This is a genomic window from Pseudomonas sp. UBA6562, from assembly GCF_002434265.1.
Classification (GTDB): Bacteria; Pseudomonadota; Gammaproteobacteria; order Pseudomonadales; family Pseudomonadaceae; genus Aquipseudomonas.
Window position 1 is genome coordinate 367,183 of the sequence record NZ_DJJS01000007.1, and the last position, 24,681, is coordinate 391,863.

Sequence of the window (24,681 nt, forward strand, 5' to 3'; positions counted from 1 at the left end):
ACATAGACAAAGGGTCTAGGCACCGCCCTTGCTGATCCAGGCGCGATAATCGGCCACCAATGGCGCCGGCAGCTTGGGCAGCAAGCGGTCGATCGCATCGGCCTCGGCCTCGCTGCGCAAGTGTTCGGCCAACCACGTCACCAACAGCAGGCGTGAGGTGGGGCAGGGGGCGACGGTTTCCAGGGCGTCGGCCAGGCGGCCTAGGCGCTCGATGTTCTGCTCAAGCTGATCGATTGGGTTCATGCAGCGGCTCTCGTGGTGTTCGGTCGATGAAACGTCGGGCAGGCGCAGGGTGAAGGTGGTCCCTGCCGCCGCGCTGGAATGAACGCCGATCGCTCCGCCATGGGCCGAAACGATCTCTTTGACGATGAACAGCCCGAGCCCCACCGAGCGAACGCCGGCGCTGCGCTCGGTGGCACGGGTCATGGGCTCGAAGAGCTGCTGGGCGAGGGGCTCCGGGATCACCGGGCCATGATTGTGTACGCACAGCGTGACGAAGCCTTCACAGATGTCGCTGGTCAGAGTGATGCCGTGCTGCAGATCGCCGTAGGCGGCAGCATTGCCCACCAGGTTGCCCAAAGCCTGATGCAGCCTGTCGGGGTCGATCCAGGCGGCGCCTTTGCCTTTGGCGAGATGGCGGATGCACGCATGGGGCAGGGCGATGCGCCACTCGTCGACGCCGTCGTCGATCAAGCGTTGCAAGTCCGTCCGTTGCTGTTGGATGTGGATGCCCTGGCCCAAACGCACCGAGGCGAGGTCCAGCAGGTCGGCGATCATGCGCTCGGCCCGGTCGCACGACTGGCTGATGGTGCTGATCAGTTGCGTCTGGCGAGTCGCCCAGCCGCCACGGGCCAGCAGCCCGGTGGCCATCTTGATCGCGGTCAGCGGGTTCTTCAGGTCGTGGCTGGCGACCGCGACCATCTGCTCGGCCAAGGTGGCACGGCGCTCGGCATGTTCATAGGCCTCGGCGAGCTCGGCGCGGGCCTCCTGCAAGGCGAGGTCGGCGGCGGTGCGCTCGGCCAACAGTTGCTCTGCGCGTTTACGGGCACCCAGCAGCTCACGCTCATAGCGGTCGCGGTCGACCGTGCCGAACATCGCCAGCTCGTAGTGCACGCCGTGTTGGGTTTCGCGGCGCACGCCGTTGAGCAGCATGGTGATCAGGTGGCCATCGGCATGCCGCATCTCCAGCTTGACCTCGGCGACCGAGCCTTGCATGCGCATCAGCGGCGCCCAGTGGGTCTGGTGGAAAATCCGCCCGCCGACCGTCAGCAGGTCTTGGAAGCGTTTACCCAACACCACAGGCGGCTCGAACCCGAGCCAGCGCGCGAACGTCTGGTTGTGGCGCAGGATGGTGCCGTCCTCGGCCGTGACCACCAGCGCACAAGGGGCTTGCTCGAGCAGCGCCTCGGCGTCCGGCAGGCAGTGTTCACCGACCAGCATGATGGCCGACCCGGTTGGCCAGGAAGGCGTCCATGGCGGCTGCGCAGGCGCTGGGCGCGCTCATGTGCGGGCAGTGCCCGATGTTGGGCACGACGGCCAGCTGACTGTTGGGCAGCACTCCGTGCAAGTAGTGGCCCACCGCTTGCGGGGCGATGATGTCGTCGGTCGATTGCAGGATCAGGGTCGGCGTCGGCAGCCCGGCCACGTCCTCGCGGTTGTCCGAAAGAAAGGTCACGCGAGCGAAATGGCGCGCGATGTCCGGGTCGGTACGGCAGAAGCTGTTGGTCAGCTCCTGGCCCAGCGCGGGTTCGCCGGGCGCTCCCATGATCACCGGGGCCATGGTGCTCGACCAGCCCAGGTAGTTGCTGTCGAGCGTGTCGAGCAGCGACTCGATGTCGGCACGGCTGAATCCGCCGACGTAGCCTTCATTGTCGATGTAGCAGGGCGAAGGGCCGATCATCACGTGGGCCGCGACCCGACCCGGGTGCAGGCGGTCGGCCAGGGCGCCGATCATGGCGCTGACCGAATGGCCGACGAGCATCACCGTGCCCTCGGCGAACCGGTCGATCAGGGCGTTGAGGTCGGCGGCGTAGCCCCACAGCTCACCGTAGCGGTGCGGGTCGTAGGCGCTGAGGTCGGAGCCGCCGGCACCGATCAGGTCATAGCTGACGGTGCGGTAGCGCTGCGCGAAATGGGGTAGCAGAAAACGCCACATGGCCTGGTCGCAGCCAAAACCGTGGGAGAAGATCAACGTAGCGTCGCCGCTGCCAGAAACGTGCACATTATGACGACGTTGCAGATCCATGGGGGGTTCCAACAGGCAAGACAGTGAAAAGGCGCGAAGCGAGTCGCGCCGACAGGCGGCAATTGTTCACCGGGCAGGCCGCCCGGCGCAATGGTCAGGCTGCGGGGCGCAGCGAGGGACGTCGGGCCAGTTGGCCTTCGATCACTTGGTAGAACTGATCGATCGACCACGGTTTGGGCAGGAACACCGCGCCCTCGGGCAATGGCATGTTGAACCCGTCGTGGTAGCCGCTCATCACCACCAGACCTAGGCCGGGGGAGCGCTCCTGGGCGCGCCAAGCCAGCTGCATGCCGTCAAGCTCGCCGGGAGTTTGCACATCTGTCAGCAGCAACGACCAAGGGGCCAGTTCCAGTGCGGCAAAGCCTTCGTCGGCGGTTTCCACCGCTTTGACGGTCGCGCCCAGGTCTTCCAATGCGAATACGATCAGGTCACGGATCATACGTTCGTCCTCCACCAGGAGGATGTGCGGTGCGCGGGCCGGCGATGAGGCTTCGATCATTGCGGATGCTCTATGTACGGGTACTTGCAGGGTATTCAGGGCCTGAAAATGGTCCTACCAAAACCCCTCCGATCTCGTTGTGACATCACGGCATCACAGGAATTCCTCGGCTGCCTTGCGTTTGCCCCTTCAGCAAGGCCGAAGGGGCAAGTCACGACTCAGGCCAGGGCCTTGGTGATGGCGCCGTTGAAGGCATCCAGGTCCTTCGGCGTGCGCGAGGTGATGAGGTGCCAGCCATTGGCGTCGCAGGTTTGAACCTCGACATCGACCCACTTGCCCTTGGCGTTGACCAGATCGGTCTTGACGCTGGCGAACGAGGTCAGGGTTTTGCCTTCGATCACACCGGCATCGATCAGCGCCCAAGGGCCGTGGCAGATGGCAGCCACCACCTTGCCGGCGCTGCTGAATGCCTTGATCAGACGCAGGGCGTCCTGGTCCTGACGCAGGTTGTCGGCGTTGACGGTGCCGCCGGGGATGACCAGGGCGTGGTAGTCGTCGGCTTTGACGTCGGCCAGCTTGGCGTCGGATTTGACCACGCGGTCCTTCTCGGTGTCTTGCAGGAAGGTCTGCGTGTCGGCGCCCCCGATCGATGCGTGGGTCACTTCAGCGCCTTGGGCCTTCAGGGCTTCGAGCGGCTTGAGCAGTTCATCGCGCTCGATGCCGGTGTCGGAGGTGATGATCAGTACGCGTTTGCCTGTCAGTGTCGAGCTCATGGTGTCTCCAAAAGGGTGTATTCATGAAGCCGCCTATGCTCAGCGTTGCGATGAGGCAGGGGCAAAAACGGTGCCTTTGGTTGATCCGCGCAATGGAGCGAAGGTTTAAATTTATTTGCGCGGTTCGTGCATCGGGCAGCCGTTATGGGTCGCCCGGAAGCCCGACGACATTTCGTAGGAAGGCTTGCGCGAGCGCATGACTCCGCCGAGCGGGCGGTGCGCCGCCAGGCCGTGCCAAGGGCTGAACGCCATGCCGTCGTCGATCGCACGCACTTTTTCGTCCGACCAGGTCGGCTGCGCCGCCACGTCGAGGCGCGCGACGGTCACGTAGGGGCTGAGGTCTTCTGGCCATTGCACCGAAGCGTCTTCGATCGGCATGTGCTCTAGGTCGGTCGCCAATTGCACGCGCACTTCCCAGGTGCCGCCGTGCTGCCCGAAGAACGCGCTGACGGCCGCGCGCAAACCGTCGGGGTTGCCATCGAAGTCGACGTGCTGGTCGGTGAGGGCGGTCAGCTCCGGCGCTACCGGCACCAGCGCCACCTTGGCGAAGTAGGGGCCGTACAGCACCGGCACGACGGTGGAGAAGCTTTCACCCAGGATATGGGTTTGCGGATGGCCGCCCAGGCTCTTGAGCGTGCCGCTTTCGCCGCCCACCGCTTCGAGTGTGGCTTCCACGCCACGCAGCACCGCCGACATCACCTGCTTGGTGCGCGGCATCTTGTCGGTGGTCTTGGCCAGCAGCTTCAAGGTCTTGAGGAAGTCCTTGGGGGTGGCGGCGGTGAAGGCCTTGGCGTTCTGCATGACGAAGTCCTGGGTGACGTCGCCTTCGCTGCCCGGCAGACGCGCGCCTTCGACGCCGACCATCTTCAGGGCCAAGCCACGGGGCGTGGAAACTTTGTCGTCGAGGATGTCGCCCGGGTTGGTCGAAAAGCGCAGGTACGCCTGGAACGTACCCGGTTTGGCGAACGCGCCCTGGGCCAGGTGAGGCGGCAGGTTGTCCAGGACGGTGACCTTGCCCTCCAGCAGGCCGTGGCCCTTGGCATGCACGCTGCGGTCGGCGTGGCCGCGGTGCTCGAAGGTGGTTTGCATGATGCTGCGCAGCGTGTCGGCCAATTCCTGGCTGGTCTGCGCTTCGTCGTCGGGGATCTGTTCGAAGTCGAGTTCGAAGACCTGCGGCACGGCAAGGGGGGTAGGGGCGCTCATCGGTATCTCCTCGGCTGGATGCTCAGCGCACGGACGCTGGCTGCGCCTCGGGTTGCGGTGACTGTTCAGCAGATTCTGGCCATAGGCCATGAGTTCCAGGCTGCCGCTGGCTGGCCGACCATCGGAAGCGATGTTGCAACCGCGCCGCCTGGCGGCCTGCGAAGCCGGGGATTGGGCAGCGCCTGGCTTGCCTGCCAGCCGGGCGCGCTTGAACTTTCGCAGGTGCGGCACCTTCGAAACCCTGATCCCCCCATCATTACATCGCCCGAGGCGTGCCATGTCGCTCATCCACCCTACCGCTCATTTCAAGCCTTACCAGTCAGCCTCCGGTGGCTGGGGGTCGGCACGCTCGGTCATGCAGATCCTGTGGCGCGAGCAGGCGCTGGCGCAAGGGCCGTTGGCATTGCTCAAGCAGAACAAGCCCAAAGGGTTCGCCTGCGTCAGCTGCGCCTGGGGCAAACCGGGCGACCCGCATGCCCTGGAGTTCTGCGAGAACGGCGCCAAGGCCACGGCCTGGGAGATCACACGCCTGCGCACGGGGCCGGACTTTTTCGAACGGCACACCCTGAGCGAACTGCGCACCTGGAACGATCATGATCTGGAACAGCATGGGCGCCTGACCCACCCATTGCGCTACGACCCGGCCGCGGACCGCTACCGCACCACCACGTGGGCCGAGGCCTACGCGGGCATCGGCGAACAGCTCAAACGTCTGCCGCCCGAGCAAGTGGTGTTCTACGCCTCCGGTCGTGCCTCGCTCGAAGCCTCGTTCATGTACCAGCTGTTCGCCCGTGCCTATGGCAGCAACAACCTGCCCGACAGTTCCAACATGTGCCACGAGAGCACGTCGGTGGGCCTGCAGGAGAGCATCGGCGTGCCCGTGGGCACCGTGACCCTGGAAGACTTCGAGCACACCGACTGCATCTTCTTCTTCGGGCAGAACGTGGGCAGCAACAGCCCGCGCATGCTCCATCCGCTTCAGGAAGCGCGCAAGCGCCACGTGCCCATCATCACCTTCAACCCTTTGCGTGAGCGCGGCCTGGAGCGCTTCGTCAACCCGCAGTCGCCGGTGGAAATGCTCGGGCCCGACTCGACCGTGATCAGCACCCAATACCATCAAGTGCGTATCGGCGGCGATCTGGCGGCGATCACCGGCATCATCAAAGCGGTGTTCGAGCTGGATCGGCAGGCGCGCGCAGCTGGCCAGGCGGCAGTGCTGGACGACGACTTCATCGCCCAGCACACCGATGGGCTCGAAGCGCTGCGCGCCTGGGTCGAGGTGCAGGACTGGACCGACCTGGAGCAGCACAGCGGCTTGAGCCGCGCCGCGCTGGAAGCGGCGGCCACCGTGTATGCCCGCAGCCAGCGGGTGATGGTGATCTGGGGCATGGGCATGACCCAGCACCGCAAAGGCGTGGAAAACGTGCAGATGATGGTCAACCTGCTCCTGTTGCGCGGCAACATCGGCAAGACCGGTGCGGGTGTGTGCCCGGTGCGGGGCCATTCCAACGTACAGGGCCAGCGCACGGTGGGCATCACCGAAGACCCGCAGAAGGTGCCGGTCGACAAATTGCACGCGCTGTTCAACATCAGGGTTCCGGAACAGAAAGGCCTGGCTACCGTCGACACCTGCGAGGGCATCCTCAAGGGCACGGTCAAAGGCTTCATCGGCCTGGGCGGCAACTTCCTGCGCGCCGTGCCCGACACCGATCGCATGGAGCCGGCCTGGGCCGATCTGTCGCTGAACGTACAGGTGGCCACCAAGCTCAACCGCACTCACCTGGTGCCCGGCGGGCAGACCTGGCTGCTGCCTTGCCTGGGCCACATCGAAATCGATCGTCAGGACGGTCAGGCGCAGGTCTACAGCACCGAAGACAGCACCGGCTGCATGCGCGCCTGGCAGGGCACCACCGAGCCTGCCGGCGACATGCTGCGCTCGGAGGTGGCGATCATCGCAGGCATTGCAGAACAGACCTTGGGCGCCGAGTGCCAAGTGCCGTGGGACGCCTGGCGGCATGACTATGCGTTGATCCGCAAAGGCATCAGCGACACCTACCCGGAGATCTTCCACGACATGGAAACCCGCATGTGGGAGCGCGGCGGCTTCCACCGTCCGCTGGGCGCCTGCAAGCGTGAGTGGCACACCGAAACTGGCAAGGCGCGCTTCGCCACGCCGAGCGACCTGGAAGAGAATCCGGACGCCGCACTCGTCGGTGAGCGCCGCGAGGTGCTGAACCTGATGACGCTGCGCAGCAACGATCAGTTCAACACCACCGTGTACGGCTACGACGACCGCTTCCGCGGCGTCAGCGGCACGCGCAGCGTGGTGTTCATGAACCGTGACGACGTGGTGCGGCTGGGCTTCGCGCCGGGCGACTGGGTCAACGTGCGCACGGCCGTCGAGCCTGAAGTGCGCCGCGAGGTCGGCCCTTTGCAGATCATCGCCTACGACATTCCTCAAGGGTGCGCGGCCGGGTATTACCCGGAATGCAACCCGCTGGTGCCGCTCTGGCACCATGCCGAGCGCAGCAAGGTCCCCGCGTCCAAGGCGGTGCCGGTGACCTTCCATCGGGTGGAGCCGAGCCGGGCCGATCTGGCGCATGCCGTGCCTGCCCGCGACCAGGTCCAGTGAAGTTGACCGGTCGGCGCTGCGAGCGGTGCCGACCGGCCGCTCGGACCTGGGACAAGGGACAAGCTGCTCGGCATCCTGGCATAGGGCTGTTCGCTGTTAGGTCTGCCTAAGCGAGTTTTGCGGCGGTTCGACCCGTTGGAGGGCCAGCCTGCACCAATTTCATGAATATTCATCCAGGGCCGAAGAACGTTCGTTTCAGCGCTCAGGTCTACGCTGAAACCACCCCCGAGTACTCTCCATCATGCAACGTCGCGACCAACGTTCCCTCGATTGGCTCAACTTCTTCCTGGCCGACGTGCGCGACGGCCTGGGGCCGTACCTGGCCATCTACTTGCTCGCGGTCCACAAATGGGAACCGGCCAGCATCGGCCTGGTGATGAGCCTGGCCGGCATCGCCGCCTTGCTCACGCAAACGCCGGCCGGCGCGCTGATCGACCGCACCCGTGCCAAGCGCACGGTGGTCGTGGTGGCAGCCCTGGTGGTCACCGGGAGCTGCCTGTTGCTGCCGTTCGTGACCTCATTCAGCCTGGTGGCTATCACGCAAACCTTGAGCGCCATGGCAGGCTCGGTCTTCGCGCCGGCCATCGCCGCCATTTCCTTGGGGATCACCGGCCCGAAAGCCTTCACCCGCCGTACCGGCCGCAACGAAACCTTCAACCATGCCGGCAATGCCTTCTCGGCGTTGTTGGCCGGTGGGCTGGCGTGGTTGTACGGCCCTGTGGTGGTGTTCTACCTGATGGCCGCGATGACCCTGGGCAGCATCGTCGCCGTGAGTCTGGTGCGCGGCGAGGCCATCGACCACGATGTGGCACGCGGTTTCACTGCCAGCGAAGGCGACAGCCACCAGGCATCGGGCTTCAAGGTACTGCTCGCCAACCGGCCGTTGCTGGTGTTCGCCGTCTGCTGCGCGCTGTTCCACCTGGCCAATGCGGCGATGCTGCCGTTGGTGAGCCAGAAGCTGGCGCAGGTCAACCTGCACCTGGCCACGCCGTTGACTTCCGCCTGCATCGTCGCCGCGCAGCTGGTGATGGTGCCGATCGCCATGCTGGTGGGACTCAAAGCCGACGCTTGGGGGCGCAAGCCGCTGCTGTTGGCCGGTTTCCTGATTCTGCCGCTGCGCGGCGCGCTGTATGTGTTCTCCGACAACCCCTTCTGGCTGGTCGGTGTGCAACTGCTCGACGGTATCGGTGCCGGCGTGTTCGGTGCGCTGTTCCCGGTGGTGGTCAAGGACCTGACCCAGGGCACCGGGCGCTTCAACGTCAGCCTTGGGGCGCTGTCGGCGGCGTTCGGTCTGGGGGCCGCGTTGAGCCCTGGCTTGGCGGGGTTGGTGGTGCAGAGCCAAGGCTACGACGCGGCGTTCCTGACGTTGGCGGCCATCGCCGCAGTGGCCTTCTGCCTGGTCTGGCTGGGCATGCCGGAAACCCGCAACTATCGCGAGGATCTGCAACAGACGCCGCGCTCGGCCATGACGCCGAGCGCCAGTTGAGCGGGTCTGTATCGCAGCAGCGCGTGTGGACCAATTGCCTCAGACTGTCGAGCGGTCCCGGGTGACCGCCGCTTGCCCCAGTGCCACCACTATGCCGAGGGCGCCTGCCAACGCCCAGAACGCCCCATGCAGTGAAGACCATTGCGCCAGGTGGCCGATGAACCCCGGCCCAAGCAGGATGCCCAAGTATCCTAGGGTCGCCACGGCGCTGAGGCTACTTGCGGCGGCCATGCGTTTCTGGCGCAGGGCCGCGCGGAACAGCACCGGTACCGCATTGGCCAGCCCCAGTCCCGCCAGACCGAAGCCCAGCAAGGCGCCGGCGAGCGACAGGGTCTGCGCCATCACCAGACCCACGAACGCCAGCAACGCGCCACCGACCAGCAGCCGGGTGTCGCCCAGCCAATGCGCCAGGCGATCGCCCACCAGACGCACGCAGGCCATGGCCAGGGTGAACAGGCTGTAGGCAATGCCTGCCGAAGCCAGGTCGACGTCATGCACGTCGTGCAGGTACAGCGCGCTCCAGTCGAGCATCGCCCCTTCGACCAGCAGGGCGATGAACGCCAGCAGCGACAACAGCACCACCACGCCTTTGGGCCACTGGAAGCGCGCATCGTCCAGCGCGTCCAACCGGGGAATCTGGTAGCGATACGCCAAGCCCAAGAGCGCCAGCGCCAGCAAGGCCGCGCACAAGGCCGCCTGCCAGGGCGTCAGGCCCTGCTTGAGCAGCGCCGTCACGCCTGCCGCACCGGCAAAAGCGCCCACGCTGAACACGCCGTGAAAGCCCGACATCAGCGGTGTGTCGGCAGCCTTTTCGACCATGGCGGCGTGCAGGTTCATGCAGATGTCGCCCACCCCCAGGCAGGCGCCGAACACCAACAACGTCAGCGCAAATGCCCAAGGCGATTCGATCAGCGCCAGCGCCACCAGCGACGCACTGAACGCGACGCCCGCCAGTTGCATGACCTTGCGCAAGCCCAGCGCCTGGGCCAGGCGTCCGGCGAACGGCATGGCCAGCAACGAACCCAGGCCGATGCACAGCAGCAGGCTGCCGAAGGCTCCGTCGTCCAGGCCCAGGCGCTGCTTGGCGTAAGCCACCAGCGGCGCCCAGGCGGCCATGGTCAGGCCCAGTGTGAAGAAGGTCAGGCGGGTGGCGTGGCGATAGGCGCTAGCGCCATGTGAACTAGGCATGCGGACTCCTTGTATGCGCAGCTGTGTGATGTTCGGTGACAGTCCAGCAGACCCACTCGAGCGGCTCCAGTTCGGTGCATGGGGGCAGGGCGCGGCCATCAGCGCTCGATGAGTGGGCGACGTCCACCTCCGCCGGTGGTATCCAGCGTTATGACTTACCGCCGTGTGCGTGCATGAGGCGCCGTTCGACCTGTTCTGAGCACCGATTGGCGCAGCCTCACGGGCTGGAGTTGATGCTCCCGTTGGCCTGGAGTGCCCGCCCGATATTCTTTGCTGCCGCCAGGGTCACCGATAGCGCTCGACGTTCGAGTTCCTCTGTAGTGCACCGCACGGCCGGCGCCGCAATGCTGATGGCGCCAACTGGGTAACCATCGATGTCCAGGACCGGAACCGCCAGGATGCGCAGCCCCTCGGCGAACAGCGAGTCCGTGATGATGTATCCATCCTTACGGGTCTGCTCCAAGACCTCGGGCAAGGGCCGCGAGAGGGGTTTGCTCATGAAGGATGCAGGCGAGGACAGCGCTTCGATACGCTCGACCTCATGACCGGGAAGAAACGCGAGAATCGACTGACCGATCGCTGTCTGGCAGGCCGGCACCGTCGTCCCAATGCGAATGTCCACGCCAAGTCGAGTGATGCCGGCTCTGACACGCTCCAGATAAAGGACGTCTGCGCCTTGCAGCACGGCGAAGCTGGCAGCTTCGCTGGTTTCGCTGACCAGTCCCCTCAACACCGGGCGGACCAGGCTGCGCAGGTCCGTGTGAGCGATGGCGTGGAAGCCCAGGTTGAGGATTTTGAGCGTGAGGCAGAACCGCTTGCTCTCGGGAATTCGAGAGACATAGCCGAGTTCCACCAGCGTATTCAACATGCGGTAGGTCGTGCCTGGGTCGAGTTCGGCCTTGGCAGCGATCTGGCTCAAGGTCAACTCGTCGCTTTCCGCAGTGAAAGCCTCCAGGACTCGAAACCCTTTGGCCAGGGACTGCACAGTGCTGCGCTGATTCTTGTCTTCGCCAGCGCCGGATATTTCGCTGTTTGTCGAGGTTTTAGGAGCCATGCGCGATATCCACCTGATGTGATTCTTGTTTTCGGAATGCGAAAAAATCGTTCAAAAAGGATAGCACTCGGCGAGTGTTCGTCACACCTTGCCTTTGCGCGGCCAGACTGGTTTTCGGGTATGCAAATAACTGCCCTCGATCCACTTTCAGGGTGGGGCAGGCTGATTTTCCAGCCCCTGCTGACACGCGATGCTGTTCGTTATCGCGGCACGGTATTCAAGGCGATACGCGAGGAGCGTTCTCTCTTCAGCCATCTGGGAGTTCTCATTGCACAGACTCCGCACCTTGAGGCCGAGCACGCCGTGCGAAAGGTACGCACCAACCAGGCAATAAGGCGCGTCCGTTGATCGGCGTGACAGTTGATTGAGGGTCTTCAATAGGGGACAGAACGCTGGACACGTGCATCTTATAAAAGCGAATGGAATTTCAAAGCCAAATACCCTGAAATAAAAGAATAAAAAACGCGTTTGAGAGCCCAAAAAGGAATGGGCCCTGGTTGGGGATGGTGATATTCTATTTGAAAAGAAGAAAAAAATTTCGCAATCCGAAAAAACAAAAAGGTGCGAAGAAATATGAAACAGGTCTATCAGCTCTTTGCCTGCTGCAAGCGTGCCGTCTACTCAGATTCGGGCAGCCGCCGTACTACCCGTCTCTCTGCGACTGGATCATGTCCCCCCTGTGTTACTTACCGTGCACGCCGAAGGCAAGTTTCAACGTTTATCCCATCGAACAGGGTTGCCCCTGCCTGTGGCGTGCAGCATTTCGCTATGACCGGCGCTGCCCGCTCTAAACCGTTATCACATTTCCTGAACGACGCTTTCTGTTTCCCGCATAGAACACCGACTCGCGTTTTTTCCTGTCGTCGTGAATCAGGCCATGAGCGTGTCGTTTTCGAACAACTGATTGCACCCTGTGATCAGCCTTAGCTGATCCATCACTAGCGTTTGGATTAACTGTGTCACTGCACTGTGTTTGCCACGGCTAGCGTTTGCTCGCCCCTGATAAATGCAAACAATAATAAGAGGACGTGCGATGTTAATGCAGCAGATAGAGACGGACCCCTTGCCGGACAAGGTCAAAAGCCAGGCCAACATCAGTGCCAGGTTAGAGCGGCTGCCCATCACGAGGCCGGTTTTTTGGGCGCGGAACATTATCGGCGCTGCGACATTCTTCGATGGTTACACCGTCATCGCGATCGCCTACGCAATGCCGGTATTGGCTAAGGCGTGGAGCTTGAGCGGTGCGCAGATCGGCATGATCCTTTCTGCAGGCTATCTCGGCCAGCTGTTCGGGGCGTTGATCTTTGGCTGGCTCGCTGAAAAGCTCGGGCGCATGAAGGTGCTGACCTTCACCATTGTGTTGTTCGTGTCCATGGACGTGGCCTGCTTGTTTGCCTCTGGCGCAGCGATGATGATCGCGTTCCGGTTCATCCAAGGCATCGGCACGGGAGGGGAGGTGCCTGTGGCAAGCGCTTACGTCAATGAGCTCATTGGCTCGAAGAAGCGCGGTAAATTCTTCCTCCTGTATGAGGTCATGTTCCTGATGGGCTTGGTCGGCGCGGGCATCATCGGTTACTTCCTGGTGCCTGTTTACGGCTGGCAAGCCATGTTCGCGGTCGGAATTGTGCCCGCCATGCTGCTCATACCGCTGCGCTTCTTCCTGTTCGAATCGCCCCGTTGGCTGGCCTCCAAAGGCCGCTTTGACGAAGCTGATCGCATTGTCACCCGGCTGGAAAACAGCGCGCTGAAAGCCGGCAGGACGCTGCCACCACCTGTTGAAGTGCCGCACATTCAAACCGCCAGAAACAACTTGGGTTGGAAAGAACTCTTCCAAGGTATGTACCTGAAGCGTTCGCTGGTGATCTGGGCAATGTGGTTCGGCGCCTACATGGTCGCCAATGGCCTCATCACGTGGTTGCCCACCCTGTATCGTCAACACTTCAACTTGCCGCTCGAGACAAGTTTGGCGTATGGCTTCATGACGTCAGCCGCCGGGGTCGTCGCAGCGATAGTGTGTGCGCTGCTTATTGACAAAGTGGGTCGTCGTCGCTGGTACGTGGGGGCCCTGTTCTTGGCTGCCATCCCACTGGCGATCTTGGCCACCACAGGCGCCAGTGCACCTTTGAAGATTCTGGTCCTGGCAGGTTTGGGATACGCACTGGTACAGACGGTGACGTTCTCTCTCTACCTGTATTCGGCAGAACTTTATCCCACGCGACTGCGCGCTTTGGGAACGGGTGTGGGCAGTGCTTGGTTGAGAATGGGCTCGGCACTGGGCCCCATCCTAGTTGGATTTACCGTTTCCGGTATGGGTGTTCAGTATGTGTTCGGCACCTTCGCAGTGGTACTGCTGATCACGGCAATCATTACAGCGTTGTTCGCCATTGAAACGAAAGGGCGGATGCTGGAAGAACTGTCGCCTTGAACGTCGACTGGAAATTTTAAACGGCAGTATCTGATGTAACAGCCTTCTCAGAACACACCATTGTGTGTGTTGCGCCCGCGCACGCGTTAGTTGCGAACAATCACTAAACCAGAGGTAACGACAATGAGCACTAAAAACACCCTCGATCTGAAAGGCCTCGTTCCTGCTCCGGTAACGCCGTTCACACGTGACGGCGACGTTGACTACGCCGCCATTCACAAACTGGGCGCGTGGCTTGGCGGCATCGAAGGCGTCAAAGGTCTGGTTGTGCTGGGGCACGCGGGCGAAGGTACCTTCCTGACCCAGGCCGAACAGGGCCGCGTCATCCAGGCGTTCAAGGAATCGGTCGGCGGCCGTCTGCCCATCATCGCCGGCATCACCGGCGAAGGGACCCAAGTCGCCGCTGAAGAAGCCAAGCGTGCCGTAGACAACGGTGCGGCTGCTGGTCTGGTGTACCCCTCCCACGGCTGGCTGCGCTTCGGTTACCAGAAAGGTGCCGCCCAGGACCGCTACAAAGCCATCCATGAGGAAAGCGGTCTGCCGCTGATCCTTTTCCAGTACCCAGACGTGACCAAAGCCACCTACGACCTGGAAACCCAACTGGAAATCGCCAAGCAGCCTGGCGTCTTCGCAATGAAGAACGGCGTTCGCAACATGCGTCGCTGGGACACCGAGATCCCGGTCATCCGTCGAGAAGTGCCGGACCTGCAGATCCTGACCTGCCATGACGAGTACCTGCTGCATACCATGTTCGACGTGGACGGCGCTCTGGTCGGTTACGGCGGCCTGACCCCTGAGCCGCTGATCGAGCTGATCGCTGCTGGCAAGCGTCGCGACTACCCAGCTGCGCGTGCCATCCACGACAAACTGCTGCCGGTCACCCGTAACGTCTACCACCGCGGTTCCCACATGGAAGGCACCGTGGCCCTGAAGCATGGGCTGGTTGCCCGCGGCATCTTGGAGCACGCCACGGTGCGTTCGCCGCTGCTGCCTTTGGCCGAAGGCGCCGATAAGGAAATCGCTGACGCCCTGCGCAGCGCTGGCCTGATCTGATCCCGAACCCAGGCCAGCAGCGAGCATTTTCGGTGTTGGTCTACGGCTGAACCATCTCCCAGGGCCCTGTGCGTCAGGGCCTTGGCATCTTTCGATTCGGATTCTGATTCACACACGACTAATGATCCGTTTTCCCGGAAGGACGGCTCTCGCCCGCTCAACCGGCGACGACAGGCCAATACAGCCCTTCAATAAAAACAACAGGGGACCGGTCTTGAACACTCATGCACATCGCAAGCGCCTCTTACTCCTCATTCCAATTCTGCTACTGCCCATCGACGGGAGGGCTGAAGGACTCGTGGAAGACACACACGCCACGCTGACATTCAGGAATTTCTTTTTCGAACGCAACTTCACCGCGCCTGGCGTTGCCCAGCGCCAGGCTCGTGAGTGGACGCAAGGTTTTATCTTTGATCTCAAGTCAGGCTTTACCCAGGGCGCCGCGGGCTTCGGCGTGGATGTCGTGGGAAAGTATGCAGTGAAGCTTGACGGCGGGGCAGGAGAATACGGGGCTTTGCTGTTGCCCAAGGATGACGACGGGGATCCAGCCGAAAGCTTCGGCAGGCTCGGGGTCGCCGTGAAGGCGAAGCTGTCGAACACCGAAGTCAAGGTTGGCGAGTGGATGCCCAACTTCCCGATCGTCACGGCAGACGACTTCAGGGCGCTGCCGCAGACGTTCCGCGGCGCTCAGATCGCTTCGCAGGAACTCGAGAACTGGTCGTTCTACGCAGGCGAGTTCACTAGAACCAGCCTTCGAAATGACTCCTCCATGGAGGATCTTTCATTTGCATCGGCGCAGTCGGACGCTTTCAGATTCGTAGGCGCTGACTACAGTTCCAGCGCTAAAAACACGACTGTCCGTCTCTGGTCGGGGGCGTTGGAAGACATCTACAAGCAGCACTATCTTGGGCTGATCCAGAAATGGCGGTTCAGCCAAAGGGTATCGCTCACCTCGAACCTTGGCTATTTCTGGGGCAAGGATGCGGGGGCTGCCAAGGCAGGGGCGCTGGATAACCAGACGGCTTCCGCGCTGTTCAGCCTCTCCCTGGCCCAGCACGCGATCAGCCTCGGGCTGCAGAGTGTTTCGGGTGACACGGGGTGGATGCGCATCGGCGGGACCGGCGGCATTTACCTTGCGAACAACACCTTCAACCATGCCTTCGACAATCCTCGCGAACGATCCTGGCAGGTCCGCTATGACCTCAACTTCGTCGGTTACGGCATTCCGGGCTTGAGCTTCATGACGCGCTATGTGCATGGCGATAACGTGGAACTCAGAAATGTCCACGACGGTTCGGAATGGGTACGGGAGTCAGAACTGGGTTACGTGTTCCAGAGCGGAACGCTGAGGAATCTAGCCGTGCGGTGGCGCAACTCCAGTGTCCGGCGAGATTTCAACGGCAGCGACTACGACGAGAACCGCCTGATCGTCAGCTACCCACTCAATTTTTTATAAAAAGGCCGAATCACGCCATGCAATTGCACGAAGCTACTGAAATTATCGAGGTGCTTGGACACGCGTCCGCCAATGAGTTGCTCAGAGACGGCTGGGTTCTATTGGCCGTCGTCCCGAGCGCACAATCGACGCCTTGGTACATCCTCGGGAAGTGCTCTTAGGCTCTGTACGAACAGCCTCGATACTTGCCTGTGCCGCGTTGAAAACCGGCTGGATCGTCAGCTCGGCCGTTCCTTTCCGCTCTTAGCGGGCTCGCCATCGTCCTTGCTCGACCTCCGTTCAAAACCTGTTCGTGCTGAAGCGAGAGGCAGGCGCAGCTGCGTCATGCCGCCGCTCGCCTGAGAGCAGACTGGCGTGGTGCCATCACTTGCTCTGGATCAACGTTCGATCCCGGCCAACGGCCCATCCTCAGCGCCCCACCCGTCACTTCGAGGACCGCGTCATGAGCAGCACGTTTTTCATTCCCGCCGTCAACATCATGGGGCTGGGCTGCCTCGATGAAGCGATCGCCGCCATCGCTGGCCTGGGCCTGCGCAAAGCGCTGATCGTCACCGACCAGGGCCTGGCGCGCGCCGGCGTGGCGACGCGCATCGCCGGGCTGCTGGCCGAGCGCGACATCGATTCGCGGGTCTACGACGGCGCCCGACCCAACCCCACCGTCGCCAATGTCGAGGCGGGCCTAGCGCTGTTGCAGCGCGAGCGCTGCGACTGCGTGATCTCCCTGGGCGGCGGCTCGCCCCACGATTGCGCCAAAGGTATTGCCCTGTGCGCGACCAATGGCGGGCACATCGGCGACTACGAGGGCGTCGACCGCTCGGGCAAACCGCAACTGCCGCTGATCGCGATCAACACCACCGCCGGCACCGCCAGCGAGATGACCCGCTTCTGCATCATCACCGACGAGGTGCGCCACGTGAAAATGGCCATCGTCGACCGCAACGTCACGCCTATCCTTTCGGTCAACGACCCATCGTTGATGGTCGGCATGCCGCGCTCGCTGACCGCCGCCACCGGCATGGACGCCTTGACCCATGCCGTCGAAGCCTACGTTTCCACCGCCGCCACGCCGATCACCGACGCCTGCGCGCTGAAGGCCGTGAGCCTGATCGGCCAGCATCTGCGCCAGGCCGTCAGGCAGGGCGACGACCTCCAGGCCCGCGAGCAGATGGCCTACGCCCAGTTCCTCGCCGGCATGGCCTTCAACAACGCCTCATTGGGCTATGTGCACGCCATGGCGCATCAACTCGGCGGCTTCTATGACTTGCCCCACGGTGTGTGCAACGCCGTGTTGCTACCCCACGTGCAGCGCTTCAATGCCCAGGTCAGCGCCGCGCGCCTGCGCGATGTGGCCAAGGCCATGGGCGTCAAAGTCTGTGGCATGGACGAAAGCCAGGGCGCGGCGGCGGCCATCGAAGCCATCGAGCGGCTGTCGGCCGAGGTGGAGATTCCCAATGGTTTGCGCGCCTTGGGCGTGAAGGTCGAGGATGTGCCCTTGTTGGCCGCCAACGCGCTCAAGGACGCCTGTGGCCTGACCAACCCGCGCAGCGCGGTGCAAAGCGAGATCGAGGCGATTTTCAAGGCCGCGTTTTGAGCCATGGCTCGATGAGCGTGGGGGCTCACACCGTCCTGCCTGCACGGCGCCGCCCGCTGCCGGCGCCCTTGCAATGAACGCCGAGGCCCAACCCGGGCCTCAGCGTTCGCGCATGAAGAAACCGGCCACGTACTTGCGGAAGGTCTCCAAACTCTTGAAGTCGGCGTAGCGCTTGAAGGTGTCCACCTCCGGCTCAGGGCCGATCGGCTGTTCGAGCAGCGACACCGACAGCACCCGGTCCTGGTCGGACGTCAGCACCAGCTCGTCCATCACCTGGCCGCCGATCACCGGCCGGCGCATCTGCACCTTGACCCCCTTGCCGGCCATCCAGTCGATCAGCGACACCAGCGCCTTGAGCGGTTCGCGTTCTTCGTCGCGGTACACCGGAAACAGGTGCGCGCGCGACAGCACCGGCACGCTGGCGATGTGGATCAGTTCGTAGAACTGGCTGCCTGCCGTGGTCGGCGAGTACAGCGCCAAGGCCAGCAGCGGCCCGTCGGTACGGCTGCCGCCCCAATACAGGTGATGGCCCTGGAAGTCGAACCCGTCCTCGCTGCGCGCGGTGAAGACCTTGCGCCCCTGGATACGCTCGACGCAATCGAGCAGCAGGCCATGGCGGCGGTGGGCGCCGAACACCGTGGCGTCGCGCAGACGGGCCTTGAGCATCATCATGTGCTTCATGTCCAGGCGCGTTTCCAGGTAGTTGCTGGCCGGAACCCGCGCCAACAGCGGGTAGCGTGCGGCGACGGCGCGCAGGGCGGCGAACTGCGCCGTGAGGTCGTGCTTGAGGTGGGTGGCGTACAGGTTCAAGCCGCTGGTTTCAATCCAGGTCAGCAGCAGCGAGACCAGCTGTGAACTGTCCTGTGGCGTGCCGACGCGGCCCCGCGGTGCCGCCGGCGCAGGCGAGGCGGGGGCGGCGAAGTCGCCCAACAGGCGCAGCGGCGTATCGGGCGCCAGCCAGGCCGGGGGCGGCGTGCTGCCGGCATTGCCGTCGTGGGTATCGCGCAGGGCCTTGCTGAACGGACAGCCAGGGGCATGTTCGGCGGTGCCGGGGTTGTTCTTCAGAAACAGCGTGCCGGTACTGCCGTTCAGGCTGACGTTGAGCACCGGCAGCGCATCGGTGCGGCACTCGCACGCCAGCCAGTGGTTGGCGCTGCGCAGCTTCATCAGCCACTGGTTGGCGTGCAGCAGCTGCGGGCCGACCAGGCTGGCCTCGACGAAACCGGTCAACAGCACGTCTTCGGCGGGAGTGAGGGTGCGCACCAGCGCGGCATTCTTGTCGATGATTCGCATGTCGGATTCCAGGCAACGTGCCATCAGCTTCGGCCAAAGCCGCCGGGCTTTCAAGCCGGCGGCGGGTGGCACTGCCCGAACGGGGTCAGAACAGGTAGTCGGTGGTCAGGAAACGCGAAGTGCGCTGCTTGAGGATGTCGCCGATCAGCGCCTTGTTGGCAGGTTGCAAGCGGGTCGCCACCAGGGTGCGAATGGAAAACACGCGCAGGGCGTCGTGTACCGACAAGGTGCCTTCGGCGCTGTTCTTGCGCCCGTTGAAGGGGTAGGTGTCGGGGCCGCGCTGGCATTGGGTGTTGAGGTTGATGCGCCCGACCTGGTTGGCGAAGGTGTCGATCAGTCGGCCAATGGTGACCGGGTCGTTGCCGAACAGGCTCAACTGCTGGCCGTAGTCCGAATCGAGCACGTAGTCGACCACCGTGTCGAGGTCGCGGAAGGGCACTACGGGCACCAGCGGGCCGAACTGCTCCTCGTGGTACACGCGCATGGCCGGGCTGACCGGGTAGAGCAGCGCCGGGTAGAAGAACGCGCCACGGCTCGCTCCGCCTCCGGGGTTCAGCACGCGCGCGCCGTGTTCGCAGGCATCGGCCACCAAGCCTTGCAGGTAGTCGATCTTGCCGGGTTCGGGCAATGGCGTGAGGGCCACGCCTGGCCTCCAGGGCATGCCCGGCGCGAGCGCGGCGAGCTTGCGCTGGAAACGCTCCAGAAACGCATCGACCACGTCTTCGTGCACGAACAGGATCTTCAGCGCCGTGCAGCGCTGGCCATTGAACGACAGGGCGCCGGTGAGGGCTTCGTCGACCGCGTTGTCCAGGTCCACCTGGGGCAGGACGATGCCAGGATTCTTGGCGTCCAGGCCCAGTGCGGCGCGCAGGCGATGCGGGCGCGGATGGAGTTTTTTCAGCGCGGCCGCCGCCTTGTGCGTGCCGATGAAAGCGAACACGTCGATCTTGCCGCTGGCCATCAAGGCGCTGACGGTGTCGTGGCCGCGGCCGTAGATGACGTTGATCACCCCGGGCGGGAAGCTGTCGCGGAAGGCTTCGAGCAGCGGCCGGATCAGCAGAACGCCGAACTTGGCCGGTTTGAAGACCACGGTGTTGCCCATGATCAGCGCGGGAATCAGCGTGGTGAAGGTTTCGTTGAGCGGGTAGTTGTACGGCCCCATGCACAGCGCCACGCCCAGCGGCGCGCGGCGGATCTGGCCGAGCGTGCCCTGCTCGAGCTCGAAGCGGCTGGAGCGGCGGTCCAGCGCCTTGAGCGCGTCGATGGTGTCGGTGATGTAGTCGCAGGTGCGGTCGAATTCCTTTTCGGCATCCTTCAAGTGCTTGCCGATCTCCCACATCAGCAGCTTGACCACCGCTGCGCGCTGTTCGCGCATGAGTCCGAGGAATCGCTCGACGTGCGCGATGCGTTCGCCCACGCGCATCGTCGGCCAGGCGCCGCGGCCCTTGTCGTAAGCCTGCACGGCAGCGTCCAGTGCGGTGAGGGCGGTCTCGGCGTCGAGCAGGGGCGCGCTGCCCAAAACCACTTGGCGCTCGCCGTCTGGGTGTTTCAGCCAGACCGGGCTGCGCACCGTGGCGAGCGGCCCGTCCCAGTGCCGCAGCTCGCCGGCGACCAGGTAGTCGCGCTGTTCCAGCGGCTCGCCCAGGCGCCATTGTTCGGGGATGTCTTGGGGGGTGGGGTAGAGCGTATCGAGCAGATGGTCCATCGGTCAGGCACCTCGCAGTCAGCTACCGTGTAACGATTCAGCTGGAGCATGGCCCCAGCTTGGAAAAAACACCAGTGTGGCTCAACATTCGCGTTCCGCTGCCGATACATAGGCAATCGAGTGATCAGCAGGCCTATGAGCACCCCGACCCCAACGCCGCCCATCGACATTCCCGTGCCCGGTGCCCGCAGCCGTCTGCAACGCTTGTTGCCGTTGGCCTTCGCCGTGGCCGGGCTGGGCTTGTCGTTGCTGCTCGGGCATCTGGACACCCAGCGTGACCAGAGCGAGCGCCTGGCCATGCTCAACGCGCGGCTTTCGGCTCTAGGTGCTGGTCTACAGGCGCAACTGCGCGCCACCTTCGGCGAAACCGAGGGGCTGGCGCAACTGATCATCGCCGACGGCCAGATCAGCACGGCGCACTTCCAAAGCATGGCCCGCGAGGCGCTGCGGGTATCGCCCTACATGCGCAGCATCACCCTGGCGCCGGACGATGTGATCACCGAGGTCTACCCGCTTGGCGAAAACCAGGCGGTGATCGGCCTCGATTATCGTCTGCTGCCCGACCAATACCCGTTGGTGCAGCTGGCCCGCGACCGTCGCGAAGCGGTGCTGGCCGGCCCCGTCGCGCTGCGCGAAGGCGGTACGGCGCTGATCTATCGGCGCCCCGTGTTCCTGCATGGCAACCGCGGCGTGAAATTCTATTGGGGCAGTGTCTCGGTGCTGGCGGACATCGATCGTCTGCTGCGCGCAGCAGGGTTGAGCACCTATCAGGATTTCGAGTTGGCCATTCGTGGCGCCGATGCGCGCGGTGCCCAAGGCGGGATGATCTGGGGCGCTGCCGAGGGCTTCGAGGCGCCCGAGGCCAGCTTGCTTCTGGAGGTGCCGGGCGGTACTTGGCAGATGGTGGCCGCGCCTCTGGGGGGCTGGCCGCGGCCCAACCCGTTGCGCTCGCCGCTGTTTCTCCTGGCGATGGGCTGCACCTTGCTGTTCAGCCTGTTCGTGGCGCAGTTGACCCGTGGCCAGCGACTCCTGGCCGAACGCAACCTGGCCCTGGACGAGTCCCGGGCCAAGTTGGAACGCCTGGCGCATTTCGACGTGATCACCGGCTCGCCCAACCGCGTGCTGTTCCAGCAGCGCTTGGCGACGGCGCTCAAGCGGGGGCAGGGTCTGGCGGTACTGATGCTGGACATCGACGGCTTCAAGCAGGTCAACGACAGCTTGGGCCACGCCATGGGCGACTTGCTGTTGGCGCAGGCCGCGCAGCGCTTCATGCAGGCCCTGGCCGCCGAAGACGCGCTGTGCCGCCTGGGCGGCGACGAGTTCGCGTTCATGCTGCGCGGCAACCACGACCCGGTCGTGGCACGTGTCGAGGCCTTGCTCGCAGGGTTGCAACGGCCGTTCGATCTGCACGGCACCGCCACGCTGATCACCGGCAGCATAGGCCTGGCCTGGTACCCGCAGCACGGAACGGAAGTCGACAGCCTGCTGCGCCACGCCGACACCGCGATGTATGCGGCCAAGGAAGCCGGACGCAACGGTTGGCGCACCTATCACGCCGACATGACCGCACGCCTGCAGGCGCGCCTGGAGCTGGAGCGCAATCTGCGCCGGGCCGTGCAGGACGACGAGTTCGAGTTGTGGTACCAGCCCAAGCTGGCCTTCGATGGGCGCCTGACCGGTGTCGAGGCGCTGTTGCGCTGGCGCGATCCGGAGCGGGGTTTGATTTCACCCGGGGAGTTCATCCCGCTGGCCGAACGCACCGGCTTGATCATTCCCATGGGCGAGCAGGTGCTGGCCCTGGCCTGCGCGCAACTGGCGCAATGGCGCGACGCCGGGTGCCTGCCCGGCACCTTGGCGATCAACGTCGCGGCCTTGCAGATCGAGCGCAGCGACTACGTCGCCAGCCTGCGCAATGCCCTGGATCGGCATGGCCTGGCTGCCAGCCTGTTGGAGGTCGAGATCACCGAGAGCGTGTTGATGGAAAGCCAGCAGCAGGCGTTCGCCGTGCTCGAGCGCTTGCAGGCCTTGGGCGTGACCACCGCGGTGGATGATTTCGGCACCGGCTATTCGTCGCTGGCCTACCTGCGTGCCTTGCCCATCGACCACCTGAAGATCGATCGCGCGTTCGTCAAGGACCTGCCGGACGATGCAGACGCGGTGGCGATCGCGCGGGCCATCATCGACCTGGGTCATGCCCTGGGCTTTCGCATCACCGCCGAGGGCATCGAAACGCCTGGGCAATACGCATTCCTGCGCGAAGCCGGGTGCGACGAGGGGCAGGGCTACCTGTTGGGTCGGCCAATGCCGGCGGCCGATCTCCAGCGTTGGATCGGCGAGCACCGTGCGCAGCAGGCGTTGCTGGACGTGGCCGACTGAACCTATTCCCCCAGGCGCTGCTCGCGCGAAGGCGGATAGCCGAAATAGGCCGCGTAGCACTTGCTGAAGTGCGACACCGAAACGAACCCGCACGCCACCGCCACTTCCATCACCGACAGGTCCGAGTACTGCAGCAGGCGCCGGCTCTTGGTAATGCGCAGTTCCATGTAATAGCGCCGCGGCGAAGTGCCCAGCTGGGCCTGGAACAGCCGGTCGATCTGCCGCCGCGAGCGGCCGCTGTAGGCCGCCAGTTGGTCGAGGCTGAGGGTTTCTTCGAGGTTGTTCTCCATCAGCTCGACGATGGTGCGCAGGTGCAGGCTCATGGACTTCTTCGCCCCCGGCCCGACCTGCCGGTAGCGCGCGCCGGAGAACGACAGGATTTCTTCCACGCCTTCGGCCAGGGCATCGCCGTGCAGGCGCCGGACCAGGCCCAGCATCAATTCCATCGCGCCGTTGGGGCTGGCGGCCGTGAGCCGGTCGCGGTCGAGGGTGAAGCTGGCCGGGGTGATGCGGGTCTGTGGGCTGCGCTCGGCGAGACTCGCGCGTTGCTCGGGATGGATGCTACAGCCGTAGTCGGCCAGCACACCGGCGCGGCCGAGGAACCAGGCGCCGCTCCACAGCCCGCCCAGGGCCATGCCGTGCTGGGCGCAATCGTCCAGCAGCCGGTCGAGTTCCGGATACTTCAAAGGCGTGCGCAGACCGCCGCACACCAGCAGCAGGTCGTGCCCATCCAGCGCGCGAGGCTGTAGCGGGGTGGCGATCAGTTCCAGACCGAGATCGCTGAGCACCCGGTCGCCGGCCATCGACAGCGGCGTGAAACTGAAGCTGTCGGCGCGCAGTAGGTTGGCGGTGACCAGCACGTCCATGGCCACCGTGAAACTGGCCATGGAAAAGTGCTCGAGCAGCACGAAATCGACACGATAGGGCGCCTGCGCATCGGCCACGCCGGGCTTGAGCCGCAGCATGTTGCTGGTGCTGGCCTTCTTGCTGAACTGACGGGGGATGGTAGCCACTCTGGACTCCGCTGGCACGTGACGGCGCTGAGTGTGCGATGGGCGTCAGGGAAAGACAACATCGGCGAATGGCATGGCGCTGGCAGCTATGTGAGGGGCGCCGGGGTGGGTGCGAAGGGCGTGCGATGTGCGGTATCCAAACAGCCAACGACGCTGCGGATGAACCGGTCAGTGGGTCCGCAGGGTCGCGCAATGCATGACGATGGTCGGCCATAGGGCCCGCTAGCGAACGTTCTTCCGCTCCGACGGCCGCAGACGCGACAAAAGCGTGCCTGCGCGCGGCAATGACCCTACGGGCTGTAATTGAAATGGAACCCTTGGCGTTTCCTGTGACCGAACGTACTACTCGCTCATTGGGAGAACGTATATGGAAATCGGAACGATCTGGATCATCATCGCGGCAGTGATCATCCTGCTGGACATCTGGGCCATCTGGCACATCATCGGCAGCGAACGCCGCGCCGAGCGCAAGATGCTGTGGATCGTGTTCGTGGTCTGGGCGCCGATTCTGGGCCTGCTCTGCTGGCTGGTGAAAGGCCCGCGCGCCGTCAAGGGCCGTGACGTGCTGGAAGAGAAGTGAGTTGATAAACCTGCGTTTTTCCCCGCATTAAGGGCGCTTTCAAACGGCCCATATCTGAGGGCCGCTCTCATGCCCGGGCCCGTTCCCGGCAGAGAAGCGGCCCTTGTTGCGTAAGCTGTCGGTATGGCGCGACGAAGGGCCACGCACACACCCCTACGATATCTTTACC

Annotated in this window: 18 protein-coding genes; 8 read left to right on the forward strand and 10 right to left on the reverse strand. The window is 63.9% G+C overall.

The features are described from left to right. Positions 1-15: 15 nt before the first annotated feature. The 5 genes from B4M43_RS13890 to B4M43_RS13910 form a co-directional block, all read right to left on the reverse strand. On the reverse strand, positions 16-1,440 hold the full coding sequence (locus B4M43_RS13890; RefSeq protein ID WP_349681650.1) for a PAS domain-containing sensor histidine kinase: 1,425 nt from the start codon (positions 1,438-1,440) through the stop codon (positions 16-18). Beyond that, positions 1,427-2,245: an alpha/beta fold hydrolase gene (locus B4M43_RS13895; RefSeq protein ID WP_296268004.1), complete on the reverse strand. Its 819-nt coding sequence runs from the start codon at positions 2,243-2,245 to the stop codon at positions 1,427-1,429. Before B4M43_RS13895 ends, B4M43_RS13890 begins: the two co-directional genes overlap by 14 nt. Before the next feature lie 94 nt (positions 2,246-2,339). Beyond that, on the reverse strand, positions 2,340-2,744 hold the full coding sequence (locus B4M43_RS13900; protein WP_296268006.1) for a response regulator: 405 nt from the start codon (positions 2,742-2,744) through the stop codon (positions 2,340-2,342). Positions 2,745-2,902: 158 nt separating this feature from the next. Beyond that, a complete protein-coding gene (locus B4M43_RS13905; RefSeq protein ID WP_296268008.1) occupies positions 2,903-3,457 on the reverse strand; it encodes a type 1 glutamine amidotransferase domain-containing protein in 555 nt (184 codons plus the stop codon). A gap of 111 nt (positions 3,458-3,568) precedes the next feature. Next, positions 3,569-4,660, reverse strand: a complete 1,092-nt coding sequence (locus B4M43_RS13910; protein WP_296268010.1) for a catalase family protein — start codon at positions 4,658-4,660, stop codon at positions 3,569-3,571. A gap of 277 nt (positions 4,661-4,937) precedes the next feature. On the opposite strand from B4M43_RS13910, the gene B4M43_RS13915 reads away from it, so the two are divergent. Next, the gene (locus B4M43_RS13915) at positions 4,938-7,292 is read left to right on the forward strand and encodes an FdhF/YdeP family oxidoreductase (protein ID WP_296268012.1); all 2,355 of its coding nucleotides are present in this window, start codon (positions 4,938-4,940) and stop codon (positions 7,290-7,292) included. 241 nt (positions 7,293-7,533) lie between these two features. Further along, positions 7,534-8,778, forward strand: coding sequence for an MFS transporter (locus B4M43_RS13920; protein WP_296268014.1), 1,245 nt, complete (start codon positions 7,534-7,536; stop codon positions 8,776-8,778). Between the two features lie 39 nt (positions 8,779-8,817). Here B4M43_RS13920 and B4M43_RS13925 read toward each other — a convergent pair whose 3' ends face one another. Both B4M43_RS13925 and B4M43_RS13930 read right to left on the reverse strand, forming a co-directional pair. Next, positions 8,818-9,966 (reverse strand): MFS transporter, encoded by a 1,149-nt coding sequence (locus B4M43_RS13925; RefSeq protein WP_296268016.1) that lies wholly within the window; start codon positions 9,964-9,966, stop codon positions 8,818-8,820. Between the two features lie 217 nt (positions 9,967-10,183). Continuing rightward, positions 10,184-11,020, reverse strand: coding sequence for an IclR family transcriptional regulator (locus B4M43_RS13930; protein ID WP_296268019.1), 837 nt, complete (start codon positions 11,018-11,020; stop codon positions 10,184-10,186). A gap of 1,033 nt (positions 11,021-12,053) precedes the next feature. Between B4M43_RS13930 and B4M43_RS13935 the strand changes: the two genes are divergently transcribed. From B4M43_RS13935 to yiaY, 4 genes are all read left to right on the forward strand, one after another. Continuing rightward, positions 12,054-13,445, forward strand: coding sequence for an MFS transporter (locus B4M43_RS13935; protein WP_296268020.1), 1,392 nt, complete (start codon positions 12,054-12,056; stop codon positions 13,443-13,445). Between the two features lie 123 nt (positions 13,446-13,568). Next, positions 13,569-14,498 carry a dihydrodipicolinate synthase family protein gene (locus B4M43_RS13940; RefSeq protein ID WP_296268021.1) on the forward strand — a complete coding sequence of 310 codons (930 nt, stop codon included), beginning with the start codon at positions 13,569-13,571 and terminating at the stop codon, positions 14,496-14,498. Positions 14,499-14,712: 214 nt separating this feature from the next. Beyond that, positions 14,713-15,954, forward strand: coding sequence for an OprD family porin (locus B4M43_RS13945; protein WP_296268022.1), 1,242 nt, complete (start codon positions 14,713-14,715; stop codon positions 15,952-15,954). Between the two features lie 442 nt (positions 15,955-16,396). Beyond that, positions 16,397-17,545, forward strand: coding sequence for an L-threonine dehydrogenase (yiaY, locus tag B4M43_RS13950; protein WP_296268023.1), 1,149 nt, complete (start codon positions 16,397-16,399; stop codon positions 17,543-17,545). A gap of 99 nt (positions 17,546-17,644) precedes the next feature. Here the strand turns inward: yiaY and B4M43_RS13955 are convergent, their stop codons facing one another. Further along, complete coding sequence (locus B4M43_RS13955; protein ID WP_296268024.1) at positions 17,645-18,838, reverse strand: hypothetical protein; 1,194 nt, start codon at positions 18,836-18,838, stop codon at positions 17,645-17,647. Between the two features lie 85 nt (positions 18,839-18,923). Next, positions 18,924-20,543 (reverse strand): NADP-dependent glyceraldehyde-3-phosphate dehydrogenase, encoded by a 1,620-nt coding sequence (locus B4M43_RS13960; protein WP_296268025.1) that lies wholly within the window; start codon positions 20,541-20,543, stop codon positions 18,924-18,926. Between the two features lie 135 nt (positions 20,544-20,678). Here B4M43_RS13960 and B4M43_RS13965 point away from each other — a divergent pair, with 135 nt between their 5' ends. After that, positions 20,679-22,919, forward strand: a complete 2,241-nt coding sequence (locus tag B4M43_RS13965) for a putative bifunctional diguanylate cyclase/phosphodiesterase (RefSeq protein WP_296268026.1) — start codon at positions 20,679-20,681, stop codon at positions 22,917-22,919. A 2-nt stretch (positions 22,920-22,921) separates the two neighbouring features. Here the strand turns inward: B4M43_RS13965 and B4M43_RS13970 are convergent, their stop codons facing one another. Next, positions 22,922-23,884 carry a GlxA family transcriptional regulator gene (locus B4M43_RS13970; RefSeq protein WP_296268402.1) on the reverse strand — a complete coding sequence of 321 codons (963 nt, stop codon included), beginning with the start codon at positions 23,882-23,884 and terminating at the stop codon, positions 22,922-22,924. 415 nt (positions 23,885-24,299) lie between these two features. On the opposite strand from B4M43_RS13970, the gene B4M43_RS13975 reads away from it, so the two are divergent. Next, positions 24,300-24,512, forward strand: coding sequence for a PLD nuclease N-terminal domain-containing protein (locus tag B4M43_RS13975; RefSeq protein WP_296268027.1), 213 nt, complete (start codon positions 24,300-24,302; stop codon positions 24,510-24,512). The last annotated feature ends 169 nt before the right edge of the window (positions 24,513-24,681 follow it).

Excerpts from the sequence above, each read along its gene's own strand:
- B4M43_RS13970 (WP_296268402.1), bottom strand. The coding sequence starts at position 23,884 with ATGCTGCGGCTCAAGCCCGGCGTGGCCGATGCGCAGGCGCCCTATCGT.
- B4M43_RS13905 (WP_296268008.1), bottom strand. The coding sequence starts at position 3,457 with ATGAGCTCGACACTGACAGGCAAACGCGTACTGATCATCACCTCCGAC.
- B4M43_RS13930 (WP_296268019.1), bottom strand. The coding sequence starts at position 11,020 with ATGGCTCCTAAAACCTCGACAAACAGCGAAATATCCGGCGCTGGCGAA.
- B4M43_RS13925 (WP_296268016.1), bottom strand. The coding sequence starts at position 9,966 with ATGCCTAGTTCACATGGCGCTAGCGCCTATCGCCACGCCACCCGCCTG.
- B4M43_RS13965 (WP_296268026.1), top strand. The coding sequence starts at position 20,679 with ATGAGCACCCCGACCCCAACGCCGCCCATCGACATTCCCGTGCCCGGT.
- B4M43_RS13940 (WP_296268021.1), top strand. The coding sequence starts at position 13,569 with ATGAGCACTAAAAACACCCTCGATCTGAAAGGCCTCGTTCCTGCTCCG.
- B4M43_RS13910 (WP_296268010.1), bottom strand. The coding sequence starts at position 4,660 with ATGAGCGCCCCTACCCCCCTTGCCGTGCCGCAGGTCTTCGAACTCGAC.
- B4M43_RS13915 (WP_296268012.1), top strand. The coding sequence starts at position 4,938 with ATGTCGCTCATCCACCCTACCGCTCATTTCAAGCCTTACCAGTCAGCC.
- B4M43_RS13975 (WP_296268027.1), top strand. The coding sequence starts at position 24,300 with ATGGAAATCGGAACGATCTGGATCATCATCGCGGCAGTGATCATCCTG.
- B4M43_RS13900 (WP_296268006.1), bottom strand. The coding sequence starts at position 2,744 with ATGATCGAAGCCTCATCGCCGGCCCGCGCACCGCACATCCTCCTGGTG.
- B4M43_RS13920 (WP_296268014.1), top strand. The coding sequence starts at position 7,534 with ATGCAACGTCGCGACCAACGTTCCCTCGATTGGCTCAACTTCTTCCTG.
- B4M43_RS13895 (WP_296268004.1), bottom strand. The coding sequence starts at position 2,245 with ATGGATCTGCAACGTCGTCATAATGTGCACGTTTCTGGCAGCGGCGAC.
- B4M43_RS13955 (WP_296268024.1), bottom strand. The coding sequence starts at position 18,838 with ATGCGAATCATCGACAAGAATGCCGCGCTGGTGCGCACCCTCACTCCC.
- B4M43_RS13935 (WP_296268020.1), top strand. The coding sequence starts at position 12,054 with ATGTTAATGCAGCAGATAGAGACGGACCCCTTGCCGGACAAGGTCAAA.
- yiaY (WP_296268023.1), top strand. The coding sequence starts at position 16,397 with ATGAGCAGCACGTTTTTCATTCCCGCCGTCAACATCATGGGGCTGGGC.
- B4M43_RS13890 (WP_349681650.1), bottom strand. The coding sequence starts at position 1,440 with ATGCTGGTCGGTGAACACTGCCTGCCGGACGCCGAGGCGCTGCTCGAG.
- B4M43_RS13960 (WP_296268025.1), bottom strand. The coding sequence starts at position 20,543 with ATGGACCATCTGCTCGATACGCTCTACCCCACCCCCCAAGACATCCCC.